We start from the raw sequence: 14,668 nt of genomic DNA, 5'->3' as shown, positions 1-14,668 counted from the left end.
CGGAGGCCGGTTCAGCCGTACCAGTGGGGGGCCAGTGACGGCGCGGTGGCCGGCGTTGCCGCGACCAGGGTTTCCAGGCCATGGCTGTCGATCTGCGGGTGACGCAGGCGCGCCTGTTCCAGCACCTCGCCGGCCAGCTGGCGCATGCGCTGCACATTGCCGTGCAGCTGCTGCACCAGCACCTCGTCGGCAACGGGCGTCTGTTCGTGCAGGGCGCGGTTCATGGCGTAGAACCAGTCGATGCCGTGCTGGTCGAGCAGGCGGCCATCCGGGCGCAATGGACCTTGGTTGCGCGCGCCCCAGTCGCGCAACAGCGCCTGCATACCGAGGTTGAGGGCCCGGGCCTGCTGGAACAGGTCCCTTATCCGTCCCAGCAGCCCGATGTCGGTGAGCTTGTCGGCAAAATACAGCGGGGCCAGCAATGCCCAGTAGTAGGTGTAATCCCAGATCACCTTGACCGGCATGACCTGGGCATCGCCAAACAGCGGGTACTGGTCCTGATACAGGGTCAGGGTGTTCTCGTAAAAAGAGAAGTACACCTGCTGGTAGATCTCCGCATACGGCGCCCACGTCTGCTGCTTGCGGTCGCGTTCGATCAGGTCGCAGATATAGCCGTTGCTGATGGCGATGAAGTCGCTGCCGGGCGAATAGAACGGATCCAGGAACAGCCCGGCCTCGCCGGTCAGCGCCCAGCGGTCGGCCGAGAACACCTGCTTGCAGCCATAGGAGAATTTGCGCAGGAACAGGAAATCCTGCAGCGTGTGCTGTGGCTGCTGCAAGGTGGCGGCCATCTGCGGCTGGTGTTGCTGCAGCCAGGCCATGGCTTTCTCATGGGTGTTCATCCGCTCCAGCGGATGCATCGCGGCATCGCAGACAATGCCCAGTGAATGTGCGCCGGAGGACAGCGGAATCAGCCAGAACCAGTAGCCCGGGCCACACAGGTGATTGGTCGAACGCCAGCGGTCCGGCGGTGTGCAGCGCTGTTGCCACTGCGGATCATCACTCCACTGGTTGGGATCGATGTGGCCATCGACCCGCCACCACACCGCATTGGCTTCATGTGCGTTGGCCTGCGCCAGATCCAGCTTGCGCTTGAGCAGCCCGGCGCGGCCGCTGGCATCGACCAGCCAGCGCGCGTGCAGTGTCGTGGTCTGCTGCTGGCGTTCGTAGCGGACCTGGTGGGAATCCGCGCCCTCACCCAGCTCGATGCCGCGTACCACCGCCTCATCCAGGAACCGCACCCCGAGCGCGACAGCCTGTTCGCCGAGGAAGTTCTCGAAGCGGCCACGATCAAGCTGCCACGAGGGCGTTGGCAGCAAGCGGCTGACGCCCAGTTCGGTGCAGGCGGCCATATCGTGCTGGCCTTCGGAGAAGAAGAAGCGGAACCCGAACTTGCGGATATGCCGGTTTTCCAGGTGGTCCTTGAAACCGAGCACGTTGGCGAAATAGTGCGCGCCGATTTCCACCGTCGATTCGCCGACCTTGAAGGCCGCTTCCCGCACCGGATGGGCGCGGCGTTCGATGACCGTCACCGCCAGTGACGGATCGCGTTGTTTGAGCTGGATGGCGAGGCTGAGGCCGGCCAGGCCGCCACCCATGATCAGGACATCAGTGGCGGCAGAATTCATACGTGCTCCCGGTGGGGGCTGGACACGGCAACAGGAGGGCCGAACTCGCCGCTGGGGTCATCGATCAGCGGCGGATTGGCCTGGATGGCGCGGTACACCGCGCGGATGTGGCCGTAACGCAAGGCCTGCAGCACGATGTGGCTGGTGATGCGGTACAGGTCGCTGAGCGGGCGGAAGTGGCTGCGGCGGAACTGTTCGCTGCTGTTCGCGCTCTGGTAGCGCGACTCGATCGGTACCGACACGCAACGCGTGCCCAGCTGGCGTGCGGCTGAAATCACCACCTGTGCCTCAAACACGAAGCCTTCGCCGGGAATATCCTGCAGCGCGAGTACCTGCTCGGGATAGAAACGCTGCCCGCTCTGGCTGTCGGCGACCTGGTAGCCGGTGCCCCAGGCGATGCCCCAGTCGCCGAACTCATTGGCCAGCCGCCGGTGGATGGGTTGCAGCGCCCGCTTGCGCAGGCGCGCGCCGATGATGATGCAGCCGGGGTGGCGGTTGGCGCTGTCGAGCAGGCGCGACAGGTCGCTGGCGGCATGCTGGCCGTCACCGTCCATGGTCAGCACCCCGCGCAGGCCGCGGGCGCGCGCCTCGGCAAACCCGCTGCGCAGCGCATGGCCCTTGCCCATGCGCCGGCTGTGCCGCAGCAGGATCACCGGCAGGTCGGCGATGCATCCGGCGGTGTCGTCGTCGGAGCCGTCGTCGACCACGATCACATGGCGATGGTGCGCCAGCGCGCCCGACACCACTTCGCGGATCCGCAGCGATTCGTTCAACGCCGGGATCAGGACGGCGACCTCGTCGGCGGTGAGAGGAGCCCTATCAGTCATAAGCGATCCCTATGCTCAACCACTGCCCGTTACCGGCCGCCAGCTGCACCTGGGTCCGTTCCAGCGCCAGCGCTTCAAAAAACGGCAGCATCGGCTGCATCGCATTGCCGCGCATCCAGCGTGACAACGGCCCGTCGGCATCTGGCGCCGATGCGTTGGCTGCGTCGCCCAAGGCGACCTGCAGCCTCGGCTGCCCGGGGGCGGGTGTCCGGGACAGCACCAGCGCCCCGCCGAGCAGGCCGCGACTGGGCGAGACCTGGCCCAACGGACCGGTGGACTGGCTGTCGTAGCCCACCAGCAGCACCGCCTCGCTACCGCTGGCCAGTTGCGCCAGCGCTTCCAGCAGGCCCTGCGCGAAGCTGGCCTCGTGGGCGCTCAGCGCGGTGGCCGGCGGCAATGCGCCGGCACCGATGGTCCAGTAACCGGCCGCCGCGTTGTGCACCGAGTTGTGGAAGCGGGTCGGTGACAGCGCGCGCGGGTCCTGGGTCAGCGCCGCGCACATGTAATCGGTGATGGCCAGGTCGCCGTGGGTTGAGGTGAACACCGACGGCAGACTGGCCGGATCGCGGCTGGCGGTAGTGCAGGCCGCCAGTGCCACGTCCAGTGCCACGGCCACCGTCTCCGGCGCCCGCCGGCGTTCATTGGCGGCCAGCAGCTGCGCCGACGGCCGCGCGGGTGCGCCTTCCGGGATCGCCCCTGTGCGCACGTGATCACACGCCGCTTGCCACGAGGGCAGGCCGGTGCACCAGAAACCCACACCTTCCAGGGTTGCTTCAAGCATCGCCATCAGTCCGCCCTGCCGAACACGAGCGAGCAGTTGTTGCCGCCAAAACCGAATGAATTGTTCATCGCGTAACGGATGGATCGCTGTGCATTTTCAAAATGGATCTGCTCACCGCAGGCGTCATCGCGGACCTCGCTGTTGAGGGTGCCCGGCAGCAGGCCGTCCGACAGGGCCAGCAGTGCGATGGCCGATTCCACAATGCCTGCCGCGCCCAGCGTATGTCCGGTCCAGCCCTTGGTTGAACCGGCATGCAGTGTCGGCGGAAACAGCGCATCCACCGCGCGTGCTTCGATACTGTCATTGGCCGGGGTCGAGGTGCCATGCAGGTTGAGGTAGCCCACCTCGCTGGCGTCGATACCGGCGCGGTGCAGGGCATCGGCCATGGCCAGCCGCGCGCCCAGCCCTTGCGGATGTGGCGCGGACATATGGTGGGCGTCGCTGGACTCGCCATAGCCGCACAGGCGCAGCGCAGCGCCGTCATTGGGATCGAGACGTTCCAGCAGTGCAAAGCCACCGGCCTCGCCCAGCGACAGGCCGCTGCGGCGTGCATCGAAGGGTTGGCACGGGGTGGGCGAGACCAGCTGCAGTGCGTTGAAGCCGAACAGCACGCTGCCGCACAACGTATCCACGCCACCCACCAGCGCGGCATCGACAATGCCGGCGGAAATCCAGCGGGCGGCCTGGGCAAACACCTTGGCGCTGGAAGAGCAGGCCGTGGCCACGGTGACGCAGGGGCCCCGCAGGCCGGTGGCCTGCTGCACGAACTCGCCGAGCGAATGGGGTGAATGGATACGCGCCCGTTGCAGATCGGCCGGAAACTGAGGGACGCCCTCGGCATCGGGCTCGAGCCGCGTGTAGGCCTCTTCGGTGGCGCCAATGCTTGAGGTCGAGGTGCCGATCACGATTGCGATGCGGTGCGCGCCATGGCGGGCAATGGCCGCGGCCAGTTGCTGCGGCAGACCGTCCTGCTGCAGCGCCAGCCAGGCCAGGCGGTTGTTGCGGCAATCGTAGGCGGAAAGCGCCTCGGGAACCGCGGCGCTTTCCAGTCCGTCGACGCGGCCGATCCAGCATTCCAGCGGATCGGGGCCGAAGTCGTTGCGGCGCAAACCACTGCGCCGATCGCGCAGAGCGTGCCGCTGCGCGGCCAGTCCGGCACCCAGTGCAGTGGTGGCGGTAAAGGCGCGAATGGAGACAGGCGTCATGCGGGGCGGCGATGCTGCGGTCACGCGGTATTCCAGGAGCGGTCGATGGCGCGAGTATATAGGCGGGGCTGTGGGCGGAAATGGAAGGTGACGCTGTCACCTTCCGGCGCAGCGTGGGATTTTGATGAACAACCGCAGTGCGCACGGCTGAAACCGTGGCACGCGCACAGGGCGCGCCTTTCGCCGCTGCGGCATTTCCTCCACAATCATGGCCACTCAATCCCAGGGCAACGCCCCATGGGCATGCAAGCCTACGTCTATAAAAGCCAACGCAAGCAGGACACCTACGTCTATCTTGCCAAGCGTGATGATTTCGATGTGATCCCGGCCACACTGGGTGCCACGCTTGCACCGTACACCTTTGTGATGGAGGTGGCCCTGACTCCCGAGCGTCGCCTGGCCCAGGCCGACGCCGCGCTCGTGCGCGCGAATCTGGTCGAGCGCGGATTCCATCTGCAGCTGCCGCCGCAACCGCTGGCGCCGGTAAAAATCGCCCGCATCGACGGTCGCGATGACTGATCACACGCGCACCCGTGCGATTGCCGCCGCACTGGCGACGGGTCTGGTGTTGAGCCTGGCCACGGCGTTCGGCGGCGTGGTGGCGGCGCTGTGCGGTGTGCTCGCGCAGCCGGCGTTCGCGCTGGCGGTGTCATGGGGACGCGGTACCCGCGCGCAGGCCCCGGCAGGTGCGCTGCTCAAACATGCGCTGCCGGAACTGGCCGGACTGTGGCTGGTGGGCACCGCGGTGGTGGCGCTGCTGGTGGCCTGGCCGCTGGCGGCGCTGCATGACAGCGGCAGTCTGGCGGCGGTGCTGGCGCTGGGCGTGGCGGTGAGCGTAGCGGTGCTGGGACTATGGCGGACGTGGCCGTTGTGGCATGCAATGGAGCGTGAGGACAGCCGTTTGCCGATGCAATGGCAGGCGCTGGCCGGGCGTGGCCTCACTTCCTGGCAGGGGCTGGGTGCAGCGCTGCTGTTGTTGCTGTTGTGCGCTTCGGTCGTGCTGCCGGCCTGGCCGGGGCTGCTGCCGGAGGGCCTGCGCTGGCCGCTGGCGCTGGCTACCGCGCTGGCCGCGCCACTGCTGCACGCGCTGCTGCAGCGCATGCCGGCCGCGCCGGCCGTTTCCGCTCCCGCCCCGGCGGTGGAAACCTTCGATCCCTTTGCCGAGGCGGCCATCACGCCGGTGCCGCTGGAACCGCTGGCGCAGCATGAACTGGTGCCGCAGCTGTACGAGGCGGTGCGTGGCGGCCGCGTGGATCGCGCGTTGCAGCTGCTGGAGGCCGGAGCCGATCCGCATGCACCGCCGCCGACGGCGGCGCGTGACCAGCGCAGCCTGGCGGTACTGGCCGCGGTGTTGCCGGATCTGCGTGTACTGCGGGCGCTGATCAGTCGTGGCGTCAATCTGAACCAGTCCCATCGCGGCATGACGCCGTTGCTGGCGGCCACCCGCGACAGCTGGCACGGCCGGCCTGAGGCGGTGATGACGTTGCTGGCCAACGGCGCCGACCCGCGCGCGACCGATGCCGACGGCAACACGCCCTTGCATCATGCCGCGCGCAGTTCCGATCCGGGCGTGGCCGCGCTGCTGCGCGACGCCGCCGCCGAGATCGATGCGCTCAACAACGACGGTCACAGTCCACTGGCACTGGCCTGCCAGGCCGGCAACTGGCGGCTGGCCAGGTTCCTGCTGGAACGTGGCGCCCGACCCGAGCCGGAGGACGGCATTCCGGTGCTGATCGCGGCCGCGGCGACCGACGAGGATGACCCGGCCGGTGTGCAGCTGCTGCTCAAGCACAAGGCGCGGCTGGACGCGCGCGACCGGCAGCGGCGCAGCGCACTGCATGAGGCCGCGGCGGCCGGCCACGTGGATATTGTTGAAACCCTGCTCAGTGCCGGGGCCAACGTCGAGCCACGCGATGCACTGGGGCGCACGCCCTGGCTGGATGCGGCCGCGCACGGCCATGCCGGTGTGCTGGAGCGCCTGCTCGCATACAAGCCGGATGTGATCGCGGTCGATGGCGAGGGCAGCAATGCCGTGCTGCTGGCCAGCCGTGCCGAACATGTCTCGGTGGCGTTGATCCAGCGCCTGCTGGAGCTGGGGATTCCGGCCGACAGCGTCGGCGCCGATGGCCGCCGCGCCGTCGACCACGCCGCCGCCGCCGGTCGCTGGTCGATCGTCTCGCTGCTGGATCCGGCCTATCCGCTGCCGGCGGCTGTCAGCGATGCCGGCACGGGTGAGGCCGCTGGCGACAGCCAGACGCTGGCGGCACTGCCCGATCGCGCGCCGCTGGTGCTGTTGCGCGAAGCGCTGGTGTTCGCCAATTTCGATGGCATGCCGGCGCTGGCCCGGCTGTGTTCGGCCGAGGAGCTGGGCGGCCTGCTGCATGATCCGCAGCTGGCCTTGCAGCCGCGCGTGGTCGACTGGCTGCTGGGCCAGGGCGCGGCGCCGGAGGTGCTCGATGCCTGTGGCGACACCCCGATGTTCGCCTTGCTGGCGCGTGGTGCCGATGCGCTGCCGACCTTGCAGGTGCTGCTGCAGCACGGCGTCTCGCCGGCCGGACGTGGCGGTCTGGCACGGCTGCTCGCGGCCTGCGTGCAGCACGATCATGCCGCGCGCGGTATCGAACAGTTCGCGCTGGAGCTGCTGGAACGCGGTGCCGATCCGTTCGGCGCGGCCCCGGCCGGGGATCCGGCGCTGTCACTGGCGGTGCGTCTGGGCTGGCTGAAACTGCAGCAGAGCCTGCTGGCCATGGGCGTGGATCGCGAGGCGCGTGACAGCCACGGCATGACCGCGCTGCATCTGGCCACCGCACTGGGCCGCGAGTCCTCGCTGAAACTGCTGGTGCTGCAGGGCGCTTCGCCCGAGGCACGCGCCGCCGACGGGCAGACGCCGCTGGGTGTGGCGCTGTCGAGCGGGCGCCGCGATCTGGCCGACTGGCTGGACTGGCGTGGCTGGTCGCTGCCGTTGCGCCCGCTGCGCGAGGCCGATGTGCCGGCCGCGGCGATGGCCGGTGACGCCGATGCGGTGCGTCGCCTGATCGATCTGGGTTTTGCGGTGGATGCGGTCGATGCGCAGGGCTGCACCGGCCTGCTGCGGGCGGCGGGCGGCGGCCATGCGGTGGTGGTGGATCTGCTGCTCGCACGCGGTGCCGATCCGCAACACGCCGCGGCCAGCGGTGCCACGCCGTTGTCGGCGGCCGTCAGCATGCGGCAGACGGCAATCGTCACCGCGCTGCTCGATGCCGGTGCCCAGCTCGAACACCGCCTGCCGGGCGGCGTCACCGTGCTGATGCTGGCCGCCGCGCTGGGCCTGCCGGATATCGTCGCGCGCCTGCTCACTGCCGGGGCCGACGTGCATGCCGGCGACGACCAGCAGCTGGCGCCGCTGCACTGCGCCACGCTGTACGGCTTCACCGCACGCGACCGCACCCGCCTGCTGACCCTGCTCGATACGCTGCTGCTGGCCGGTGCCGAACCGGACCAGGCCTCGGCCGGGACGGTGACGCCGTTGCTGCTGCTGCTGGGGGCGCGTGCCGAACCGGGTACCGTCTGTGACGAACAGGTGATATTGGCCGCGGTCGAGCGCCTGCTCGACGAGGACGTGTCGCTGGAAGTGCGCGATCCGCGTGGCTTCGGCCCGCTGCATCTGGCCGCGCTGCACGGCTTGCCGCTGCTGGTGCAGCGCCTGCTGCGGGCCGGCGCCGATCCGGACCTGCGCGACGCGTTGAACCGGACTCCGCGCGACATTGCCATCATGCGCGGCTTCATCGACGTGGCCGGCGAATTCGAACCGGCGGTGCCGGGCGTATCATCGATGGCCCGGTTCCTGCGCGACCACCGCTGACCGGTCACCCGCCGGCGTCGTGGGCTAGGGGCGGGTATCGGGCGGCGCGGCCGCCGCGGCGTCGCCGGCATCGGCTTCAAACAGCTGCATCAGGTCCGCGCGCGCGTCGCGCGAGGTCTGCATCACCGCCGCCTCGTCGTCATAGACCAGGTGCTGGGCCCGGAGCAGCTGCGCATCGTGCTCGCGGAAACGCTGCACATGGTCCTGCGCCACCGCCGTGGCGATGCCCAGCGCGGTCAGCACCCGCTCGCTGGCTTCCAGGCTGGAGCCGAGCACTTCGCGGAACGGTTCGGCCGACATGTCCAGCAGCTTCCATGCGTGCTGGCGGTTGCGCGCGCGTGCCAGCACGGTGGCGTGTGGATACAGGCGCCGTACCAGCCGTACCGCGCGCAGATTGGTTTCCGGGTTGTCCATGGCCATCACGAACACGCGGATGTGCTCGGCACCGGCCGCCCGCAGCAGATCCGGGCGGGTCGGGTCGCCGTAATAGAGCTTGTTGCCGAAGCGGCGCAGGTCCTCGACCGTTTCCGGGTCCGATTCCAGCGCGACGAACGGAATGCGCTGGGCGGTCAGCACGCGGCCGACGATCTGGCCGAACCGGCCCATGCCGGCGATCAGCACCTGCGGCCGCTGCGCGCCGGCATCCTTGAGCGTCTCGTCCGGCGCATGCTCCGGCGCGCGGGTCGGCGGCTTGAGCTGCAGCAGCCGCTGCAGCGCCAGCAACAGCAGCGGGGTGATCGCCATTGATACGCTGACGATGGCCACCAGCCGGTCATGGTTGATGCGGCCGAGCAGGTGCGCGCGCTCGGCCTCGTTGAACACCACAAAGGCGAATTCGCCGCCCAGCCACAGCACGCTGCCCAGCATCAACGCGCTGCGCAGCGACATGCCCGTGGCCAGGCCGAGCCCGAGCAGGATCGAGAACTTCACCAGCAGCAGGATCGCCACGCCGATGCCGATCACTTCCGGTTCGGCGGCGACCCGCTCCAGGTCGATGCCCATGCCCACGGCGATGAAGAACAGGCCCAGCAACAGGCCCTTGAACGGCTCGATCTGCGATTCGATCTCGTGCCGGAATTCGGAGTCGGCCAGCAGCACCCCGGCCACGAACGCGCCCAGCCCGGCACTGAGCCCGGCCCCGGCCATGAGCCAGGCGGTGCCCAGCACCACCAGCAGCGCGGTGGCGGTGAACACCTCGGGCATGCGGGTGCGTGCCACGATCAGGAAGATCCGCCGCAGCAGCGGCCGCCCCAGCACGATGACCAGCCCCAGCGCGCCCAGGGCGATGGCCGCATCCTGCCAGGTCAGGGTTTCGTTCTTGACCCCGCCCAGCAGCGGAATGGCTGCCAGCAACGGAATGGCGACCAGGTCCTGGAACAGCAGGATGGCGAAACCGAAACGGCCATAGTCGCTGTTCAGCGCCTTGTGTTCGGACAGCAGCTGCAGGCCCACCGCGGTGGAGGACAACGCCAGCGCGGTGCCGATGACCAGCGCGGTTTTCCAGTGGAAGTGGTACATCAGCAGCAGCCCGCCGAGCACCGCGGCACTGAGCAGCACCTGCACCGTGCCGCCGCCGAATACCGGCCGCCGCATCACCATCAGCCGTGCCGGCGAGAGCTCCAGCCCGATCACGAACAGCAGCATCACCACACCGGTCTCGGCGGCATTGAGGACGCGGTCGGCATCCTGCACGAAGCCCAGCACATGCGGGCCCAGCACCACGCCCGCAGCCAGGTAGCCCAGCACGGCACCCAGGCCGAAGCGCTTGAACACCGGCACGGCGATCACCGCGGCCAGCAGCAGCACCAGAGCCAGTTCGAAACCGCCGCCATGCATGTAACGCGTGCTCCTCTGGGTAGAACCGCCAGACCGCACTGGCATCGCCCGGCCGGCCGCCATTATGCGGGTTGCACCGTCAACGCAGGTGCAGCGTGCAGGCCGATCCGCCCTTCACCTCACCGCGCGCGGTTGACCCCGCCGGCTGCGGTGGCCAGACTCGTCGCGTTGCCGGCCAGCCCGCGCAGCATCTTCCCGGAGTCCCTCCCATGTCCAGCGACAGTAGAAGTCGACCTTGTTCGACGCCAGTGACGGTGGCCGCCTGACAGGGGCGGGTTCGCCGGTACTGGCGTTGCGGTCGCAACGTAGACAGGCGAATCAACATGAACCAGAAGCAGCTCCTGCGCGGGGCGGCGGACACCGTCGCCGCCAACGTCCCGCTTGCCGATTTCAACACCGCCGACGCGGTCGAGTTCCTCAACACGCTGCCGTTGCCGCGGGCCGCCGATACGCTGGCCGCGGTGCCGCTGCCGCGTGCGGTCAAACTGCTCGAGGCGCCGGAGCTGCAGCGCGCCGGGCAGCTGGTCGCCGCGCTGCCGCCCCCGCGCGCGGCGGCGCTGCTGGGGCTGATGGCCGACGACCGTGCCACCGATATCGTCCATGAGCTCGATGACAGCCACCGCGCGCGGCTGATCCCGTTGCTGGCGCCGGAAGCGCGCCACTCCATCCAGCTGCTGCTGGGCTACCCGCCCGACACCGCCGGCGCCCTGATGACCACCGAATTTGTCGGCGTGCCGGCCGACTGGAGCGTGGCCCAGACCCTGCAACACATCCGCGAGGTGGAGCGCTCGCGCGAGACCGTCTATGCGATCTATGTGCTGGATCCGTCCAGCGGCCAGCTGCAGCAGGTGGTGACCCTGCGCCGGCTGATCACCGGCGCGCCGGACGCTTCGATTCTCAGTGTGGCCCAGCTCAATCCGCCGGTCACCGTCGATCCGCTGCTGGACCAGGAGGAAGTGGCGCGTCTGATCCGCCGCCATGACCTGCTGGCGATTCCGGTGGTGGATGCGCAGCGGCGGATGCTGGGCATCGTCACCGTCGATGACATCCTCGATGCGCTGATCGATGAATCCACCGAGGACGTACACAAGTTCGGCGGCGTCGAGGCGCTGGACAGGCCGTACATGCAGATCGGTTTTTTCGAGATGCTGCGCAAGCGCGCCGGCTGGCTGAGCGTGCTGTTCCTGGGCGAGATGCTCACCGCCAGCGCGATGCAGCACTACGAGCAGGAGTTGGCGCGCGCGGTAGTGCTTACCTTGTTCATCCCGCTGATCATGAGCTCCGGCGGCAACTCCGGCTCGCAGGCGACCTCGCTGCTGATCCGTTCGCTGGCACTGCGCGAGCTGCGTCTGCGCGACTGGTGGAAGGTGGCGCTGCGCGAGTTGCCCACCGGCATCGTGCTGGGCGGCATCCTGGGCGTGCTGGCGATCATCCGCATCAGCGTGTGGCAGCTCGGCGGGCTGCACGACTACGGCGAGCACTGGGGATTGCTGGCACTGACCATCGGCGCGGCGCTGGTGGGCATCGTCACCTTCGGCTCGCTGTCGGGCTCGATGCTGCCCTTCGCGCTCAAGCGGCTGGGCTTCGATCCGGCCAGTGCCTCGGCGCCGTTCGTGGCCACGCTGGTGGATGTGACCGGGCTGGTCATCTACTTCAGCATCGCGGCGCTGATCCTGCGCGGCACCCTGCTGTAACCGGGAAGATGCCGGCGGATGCGTGCGGATTTGATCGCACGCATGCCACTTGCACGCGTGGGCGTGTACCTTGGGGCCGGTTTCCGTTGTTGGCGCTGCGATGAGTACCTACCACCTGCAGACCGTGTTCCGTCCCCGTTCGGTGGCTGTTGTGGGGGGCAGCCCGCGCGAGCGCTCGGCCGGGCGCGCGGTGATCCGCAACCTGCGCGCCGGCGGCTTCGCCGGGCAGATCGGCTGGGTCAGTCCGCGCTATGCCGAGATCGATGGCATGCGCACGGTCAAACGGCTCAAGGATCTGCCGTGGATCCCGGACCTGGTGGTGCTCACGGTGCCGGCCGCGATCCTGCCGCAGGTGGTCAGCCAGGCCGCCGAGCTGGGCGTGGCCGCCGCGATCATCCTCACCTCCGGGCTGGGCAACGGCCCCGGCTCGCTGGCCGCGCAGGTCGAGGCCGCCGCGCGGCCGCGTGGCATGCGTGTGCTGGGGCCGCATTGCCTGGGCGTGATCGCACCGCATGCGCGGCTCAACGCCTCCATCGCCGCGCACACGCCGCAGGCCGGCGATCTGGCACTGATTTCCGAATCCAGCGCGATTGCCGCCGCGCTGGTGGAGTGGGGCGTGGCGCGATCGGTGGGGTTCTCGGCGGTGGTCTCGCTGGGCGATGCGCTGGATGTGGATTTCGGCGACCTGCTCGACTACTTCGCCGCCGACTACCGCACCCGCGCCATCCTGCTGTACGTCGACCAGATCAGCGATGCGCGCAAGTTCATGTCGGCCGCGCGTGCCGCCGCGCGCGCCAAGCCGGTAGTGGTGGTCAAGTCCGGTCGCCAGTCGCGGCCCAATGGACAGACGGTCAGCACCCATTCGCAGGCGCTGGCCGCCTCCGATGCGGTGTACGGCGCCGCCTTCAACCGTGCCGGGCTGCTGCGGGTCAACGCGCTGGACGAGCTGTTCACCGCGGCCGAGACGCTGGGCCGGCTGGGCACCTTCCCCGGGCGCCGGCTGGCAATCCTCAGCAACGGCGGTGGCGTGGGCCGGCTGGCGGTGGACCAGCTGCAGGCGCTGGGCGGATCGCTGGCCGAGCTGTCAGCAGCCACCATCGCGCAGCTGGACAAGGCGCTGCCGCAGGGCTGGTCACGCGACAACCCGGTCGACATCGTGGTCGATGCCGATGGCGGGCGTTATGCCGCGGCGATCGAGGCGCTGCTGTCCGATGAGGCCAATGATGCGGTGCTGGTGATCAACGTCCCCACCGCGTTCACCTCCTCGGCCGATGCCGCGCAGGCGCTGACCAGCACCCTGGGCCTGCGCTCGCGGCAATTGCGCGACAAGCCGGTATTCGCGGTATGGCTGGGCAATGACGACCGCGCCACTGCCACCCTCAACACCGCACGCGTGCCGACCTATCCGACCGAGGCCGAAGCGGTGCGCGGCTTCCAGCATCTGGTGCGTTACCGCGAGGCGCAGGCGGCGTTGATGGAAACCCCGCCCAGCCTGCCGGCCGATTTCGTGGTCGATGTTGCGGCGGCCCGCACGCTGGTGGAGGCGGCCCTGGCCAACGGCCAGCAATGGCTGGATCCGGTGGCCACGCATGCGCTGCTGCAGGCCTATGGCATCCCGTCGCTGGAAGTGATGGTCGCGCGCGATCCGCACGAGGCGATGGAGGTGGCGCAGCCGCTGCTGGAGCAGGGCCAGACCGTGGCGGTGAAGATCCTCTCGCCCGACATCCCGCACAAATCCCAGGTCGACGGGGTGCGCCTGAACCTGGGCACGCTGCAGGCGGTGCAGACGGCGGCGACCTCGATCCTGCAACGCGCGCGTGAACAGCGCCCGCAGGCGCGCATCGAAGGGGTGCTGGTGCAACCCTGCCTGCTGCGGCCCAAGGCACGCGAGCTGATCGCCGGCATCGCCGATGACCCGGTGTTCGGCCCGGTGCTGGTGTTTGGTCGCGGCGGCACCGCGGTGGAAGTGATCGACGACAAGACCCTGGCGCTGCCGCCGCTGGATCTGCGCCTGGCCCACGAAGTGATCGGACGCACCCGGGTATCGCGCATCCTCAAGGCCTATGGCGATGTGCCGGCTGCCGACGAGCGGGCGGTGGCGCTGGTGCTGGTCAAGCTGGCGCAGCTGGCGGCCGACATCCCCGAGATCCGCACGCTGGATCTGAATCCGTTGCTGGCCGATCGCACCGGCGTGATCGCCGTGGATGCACGCATCGCCATCGCCCCGGTCAAACGTCTGCACAAGGGCCGCGGCCATCCACGGTTTGCGATCTTCCCGTATCCCACCGAGTGGGAGCGCAGCATCGAGCTGTCCGATGGCGGCAAGGCGTTCGTGCGGCCGGTGCGCCCGGAAGATGACGCGTTGTTCCGCGCGTTCTTCGCGCGTGTCACCGATGATGATCTGCGGCTGCGCTTTTTCCAGTCGGTCAAACACTTCAGCCATGAATTCATCGCACGCCTCACCCAGCTCGATTACGCACGCTCCATCGCGCTGGTGGCGATCGACCCGAAGAATGGCGAGATGCTCGGCGCGGTGCGCCTGCATGCCGATGCCGATTACAACCGCGGCGAGTACGGCATCCTGATCCGCTCGGACCTGAAGGGCCATGGCATCGGCTGGAAGCTGATGCAGATCATGATCGAGTACGCCCGGTGGCAGGGCCTGAACATCGTCGAAGGCCAGGTGCTGCGCGAGAACACCACCATGCTGGCGATGTGCCAGAGCCTGGGTTTCAAGGTGAAAGCCGATCCCGATGACGCGACCATCATGACTGTCACCTTGCCGGTCCATCCTGCCGGCGCCTAGGCAGGGTCGGGTTCATTGGCGGTGCGTGGCGAGTTTCTTCGACAGCCGCC

General features: G+C 68.9%; 9 protein-coding genes. 4 read left to right on the top strand and 5 right to left on the bottom strand.

Translation table 11 applies throughout. From position 1 onward, the window contains the following. Nucleotides 1-11 precede the first annotated feature (11 nt). The 4 genes from ARC78_RS01160 to ARC78_RS01145 are packed head-to-tail and all read right to left on the bottom strand — an operon-like array spanning nucleotide 12 to nucleotide 4,441. Nucleotides 12-1,628, bottom strand: a complete 1,617-nt coding sequence (locus tag ARC78_RS01160; protein WP_054659384.1) for an NAD(P)/FAD-dependent oxidoreductase — start codon at nucleotides 1,626-1,628, stop codon at nucleotides 12-14. Further along, nucleotides 1,625-2,455 carry a glycosyltransferase family 2 protein gene (locus tag ARC78_RS01155; RefSeq protein ID WP_057505550.1) on the bottom strand — a complete coding sequence of 277 codons (831 nt, stop codon included), beginning with the start codon at nucleotides 2,453-2,455 and terminating at the stop codon, nucleotides 1,625-1,627. Before ARC78_RS01155 ends, ARC78_RS01160 begins: the two co-directional genes overlap by 4 nt. Beyond that, entirely contained in the window at nucleotides 2,448-3,236 is a 789-nt protein-coding gene (locus ARC78_RS01150; RefSeq protein ID WP_057505559.1) for a beta-ketoacyl synthase chain length factor, read from the bottom strand. The genes ARC78_RS01155 and ARC78_RS01150 overlap by 8 nt, the downstream gene beginning before the upstream one ends. 5 nt (nucleotides 3,237-3,241) lie before the next feature. Continuing rightward, entirely contained in the window at nucleotides 3,242-4,441 is a 1,200-nt protein-coding gene (locus ARC78_RS01145; RefSeq protein ID WP_054660556.1) for a beta-ketoacyl-[acyl-carrier-protein] synthase family protein, read from the bottom strand. A 243-nt stretch (nucleotides 4,442-4,684) separates the two neighbouring features. Here ARC78_RS01145 and ARC78_RS01140 point away from each other — a divergent pair, with 243 nt between their 5' ends. Together ARC78_RS01140 and ARC78_RS01135 are read left to right on the top strand one after the other, a co-directional pair. Next, nucleotides 4,685-4,960 carry a YcgL domain-containing protein gene (locus ARC78_RS01140; protein WP_057505558.1) on the top strand — a complete coding sequence of 92 codons (276 nt, stop codon included), beginning with the start codon at nucleotides 4,685-4,687 and terminating at the stop codon, nucleotides 4,958-4,960. Then, nucleotides 4,953-8,282 carry an ankyrin repeat domain-containing protein gene (locus ARC78_RS01135; RefSeq protein ID WP_057505549.1) on the top strand — a complete coding sequence of 1,110 codons (3,330 nt, stop codon included), beginning with the start codon at nucleotides 4,953-4,955 and terminating at the stop codon, nucleotides 8,280-8,282. Before ARC78_RS01140 ends, ARC78_RS01135 begins: the two co-directional genes overlap by 8 nt. Before the next feature lie 24 nt (nucleotides 8,283-8,306). On the opposite strand, the gene ARC78_RS01130 is transcribed toward ARC78_RS01135, so the two are convergent. Then, nucleotides 8,307-10,118 carry a monovalent cation:proton antiporter-2 (CPA2) family protein gene (locus ARC78_RS01130; RefSeq protein WP_057505548.1) on the bottom strand — a complete coding sequence of 604 codons (1,812 nt, stop codon included), beginning with the start codon at nucleotides 10,116-10,118 and terminating at the stop codon, nucleotides 8,307-8,309. 323 nt (nucleotides 10,119-10,441) lie between these two features. Between ARC78_RS01130 and mgtE the strand changes: the two genes are divergently transcribed. After that, on the top strand, nucleotides 10,442-11,812 hold the full coding sequence (gene mgtE, locus ARC78_RS01125; protein ID WP_057505547.1) for a magnesium transporter: 1,371 nt from the start codon (nucleotides 10,442-10,444) through the stop codon (nucleotides 11,810-11,812). Between the two features lie 100 nt (nucleotides 11,813-11,912). Then, nucleotides 11,913-14,618 (top strand): bifunctional acetate--CoA ligase family protein/GNAT family N-acetyltransferase, encoded by a 2,706-nt coding sequence (locus ARC78_RS01120; RefSeq protein ID WP_057505546.1) that lies wholly within the window; start codon nucleotides 11,913-11,915, stop codon nucleotides 14,616-14,618. The last annotated feature ends 50 nt before the right edge of the window (nucleotides 14,619-14,668 follow it).

This window comes from Stenotrophomonas pictorum JCM 9942 (assembly GCF_001431585.1).
Lineage (GTDB): Bacteria > Pseudomonadota > Gammaproteobacteria > Xanthomonadales > Xanthomonadaceae > Stenotrophomonas > Stenotrophomonas pictorum.
The sequence above is the reverse complement of the archived record's forward strand: the minus strand, read 5'-3'. Positions and strand labels throughout refer to the sequence as shown.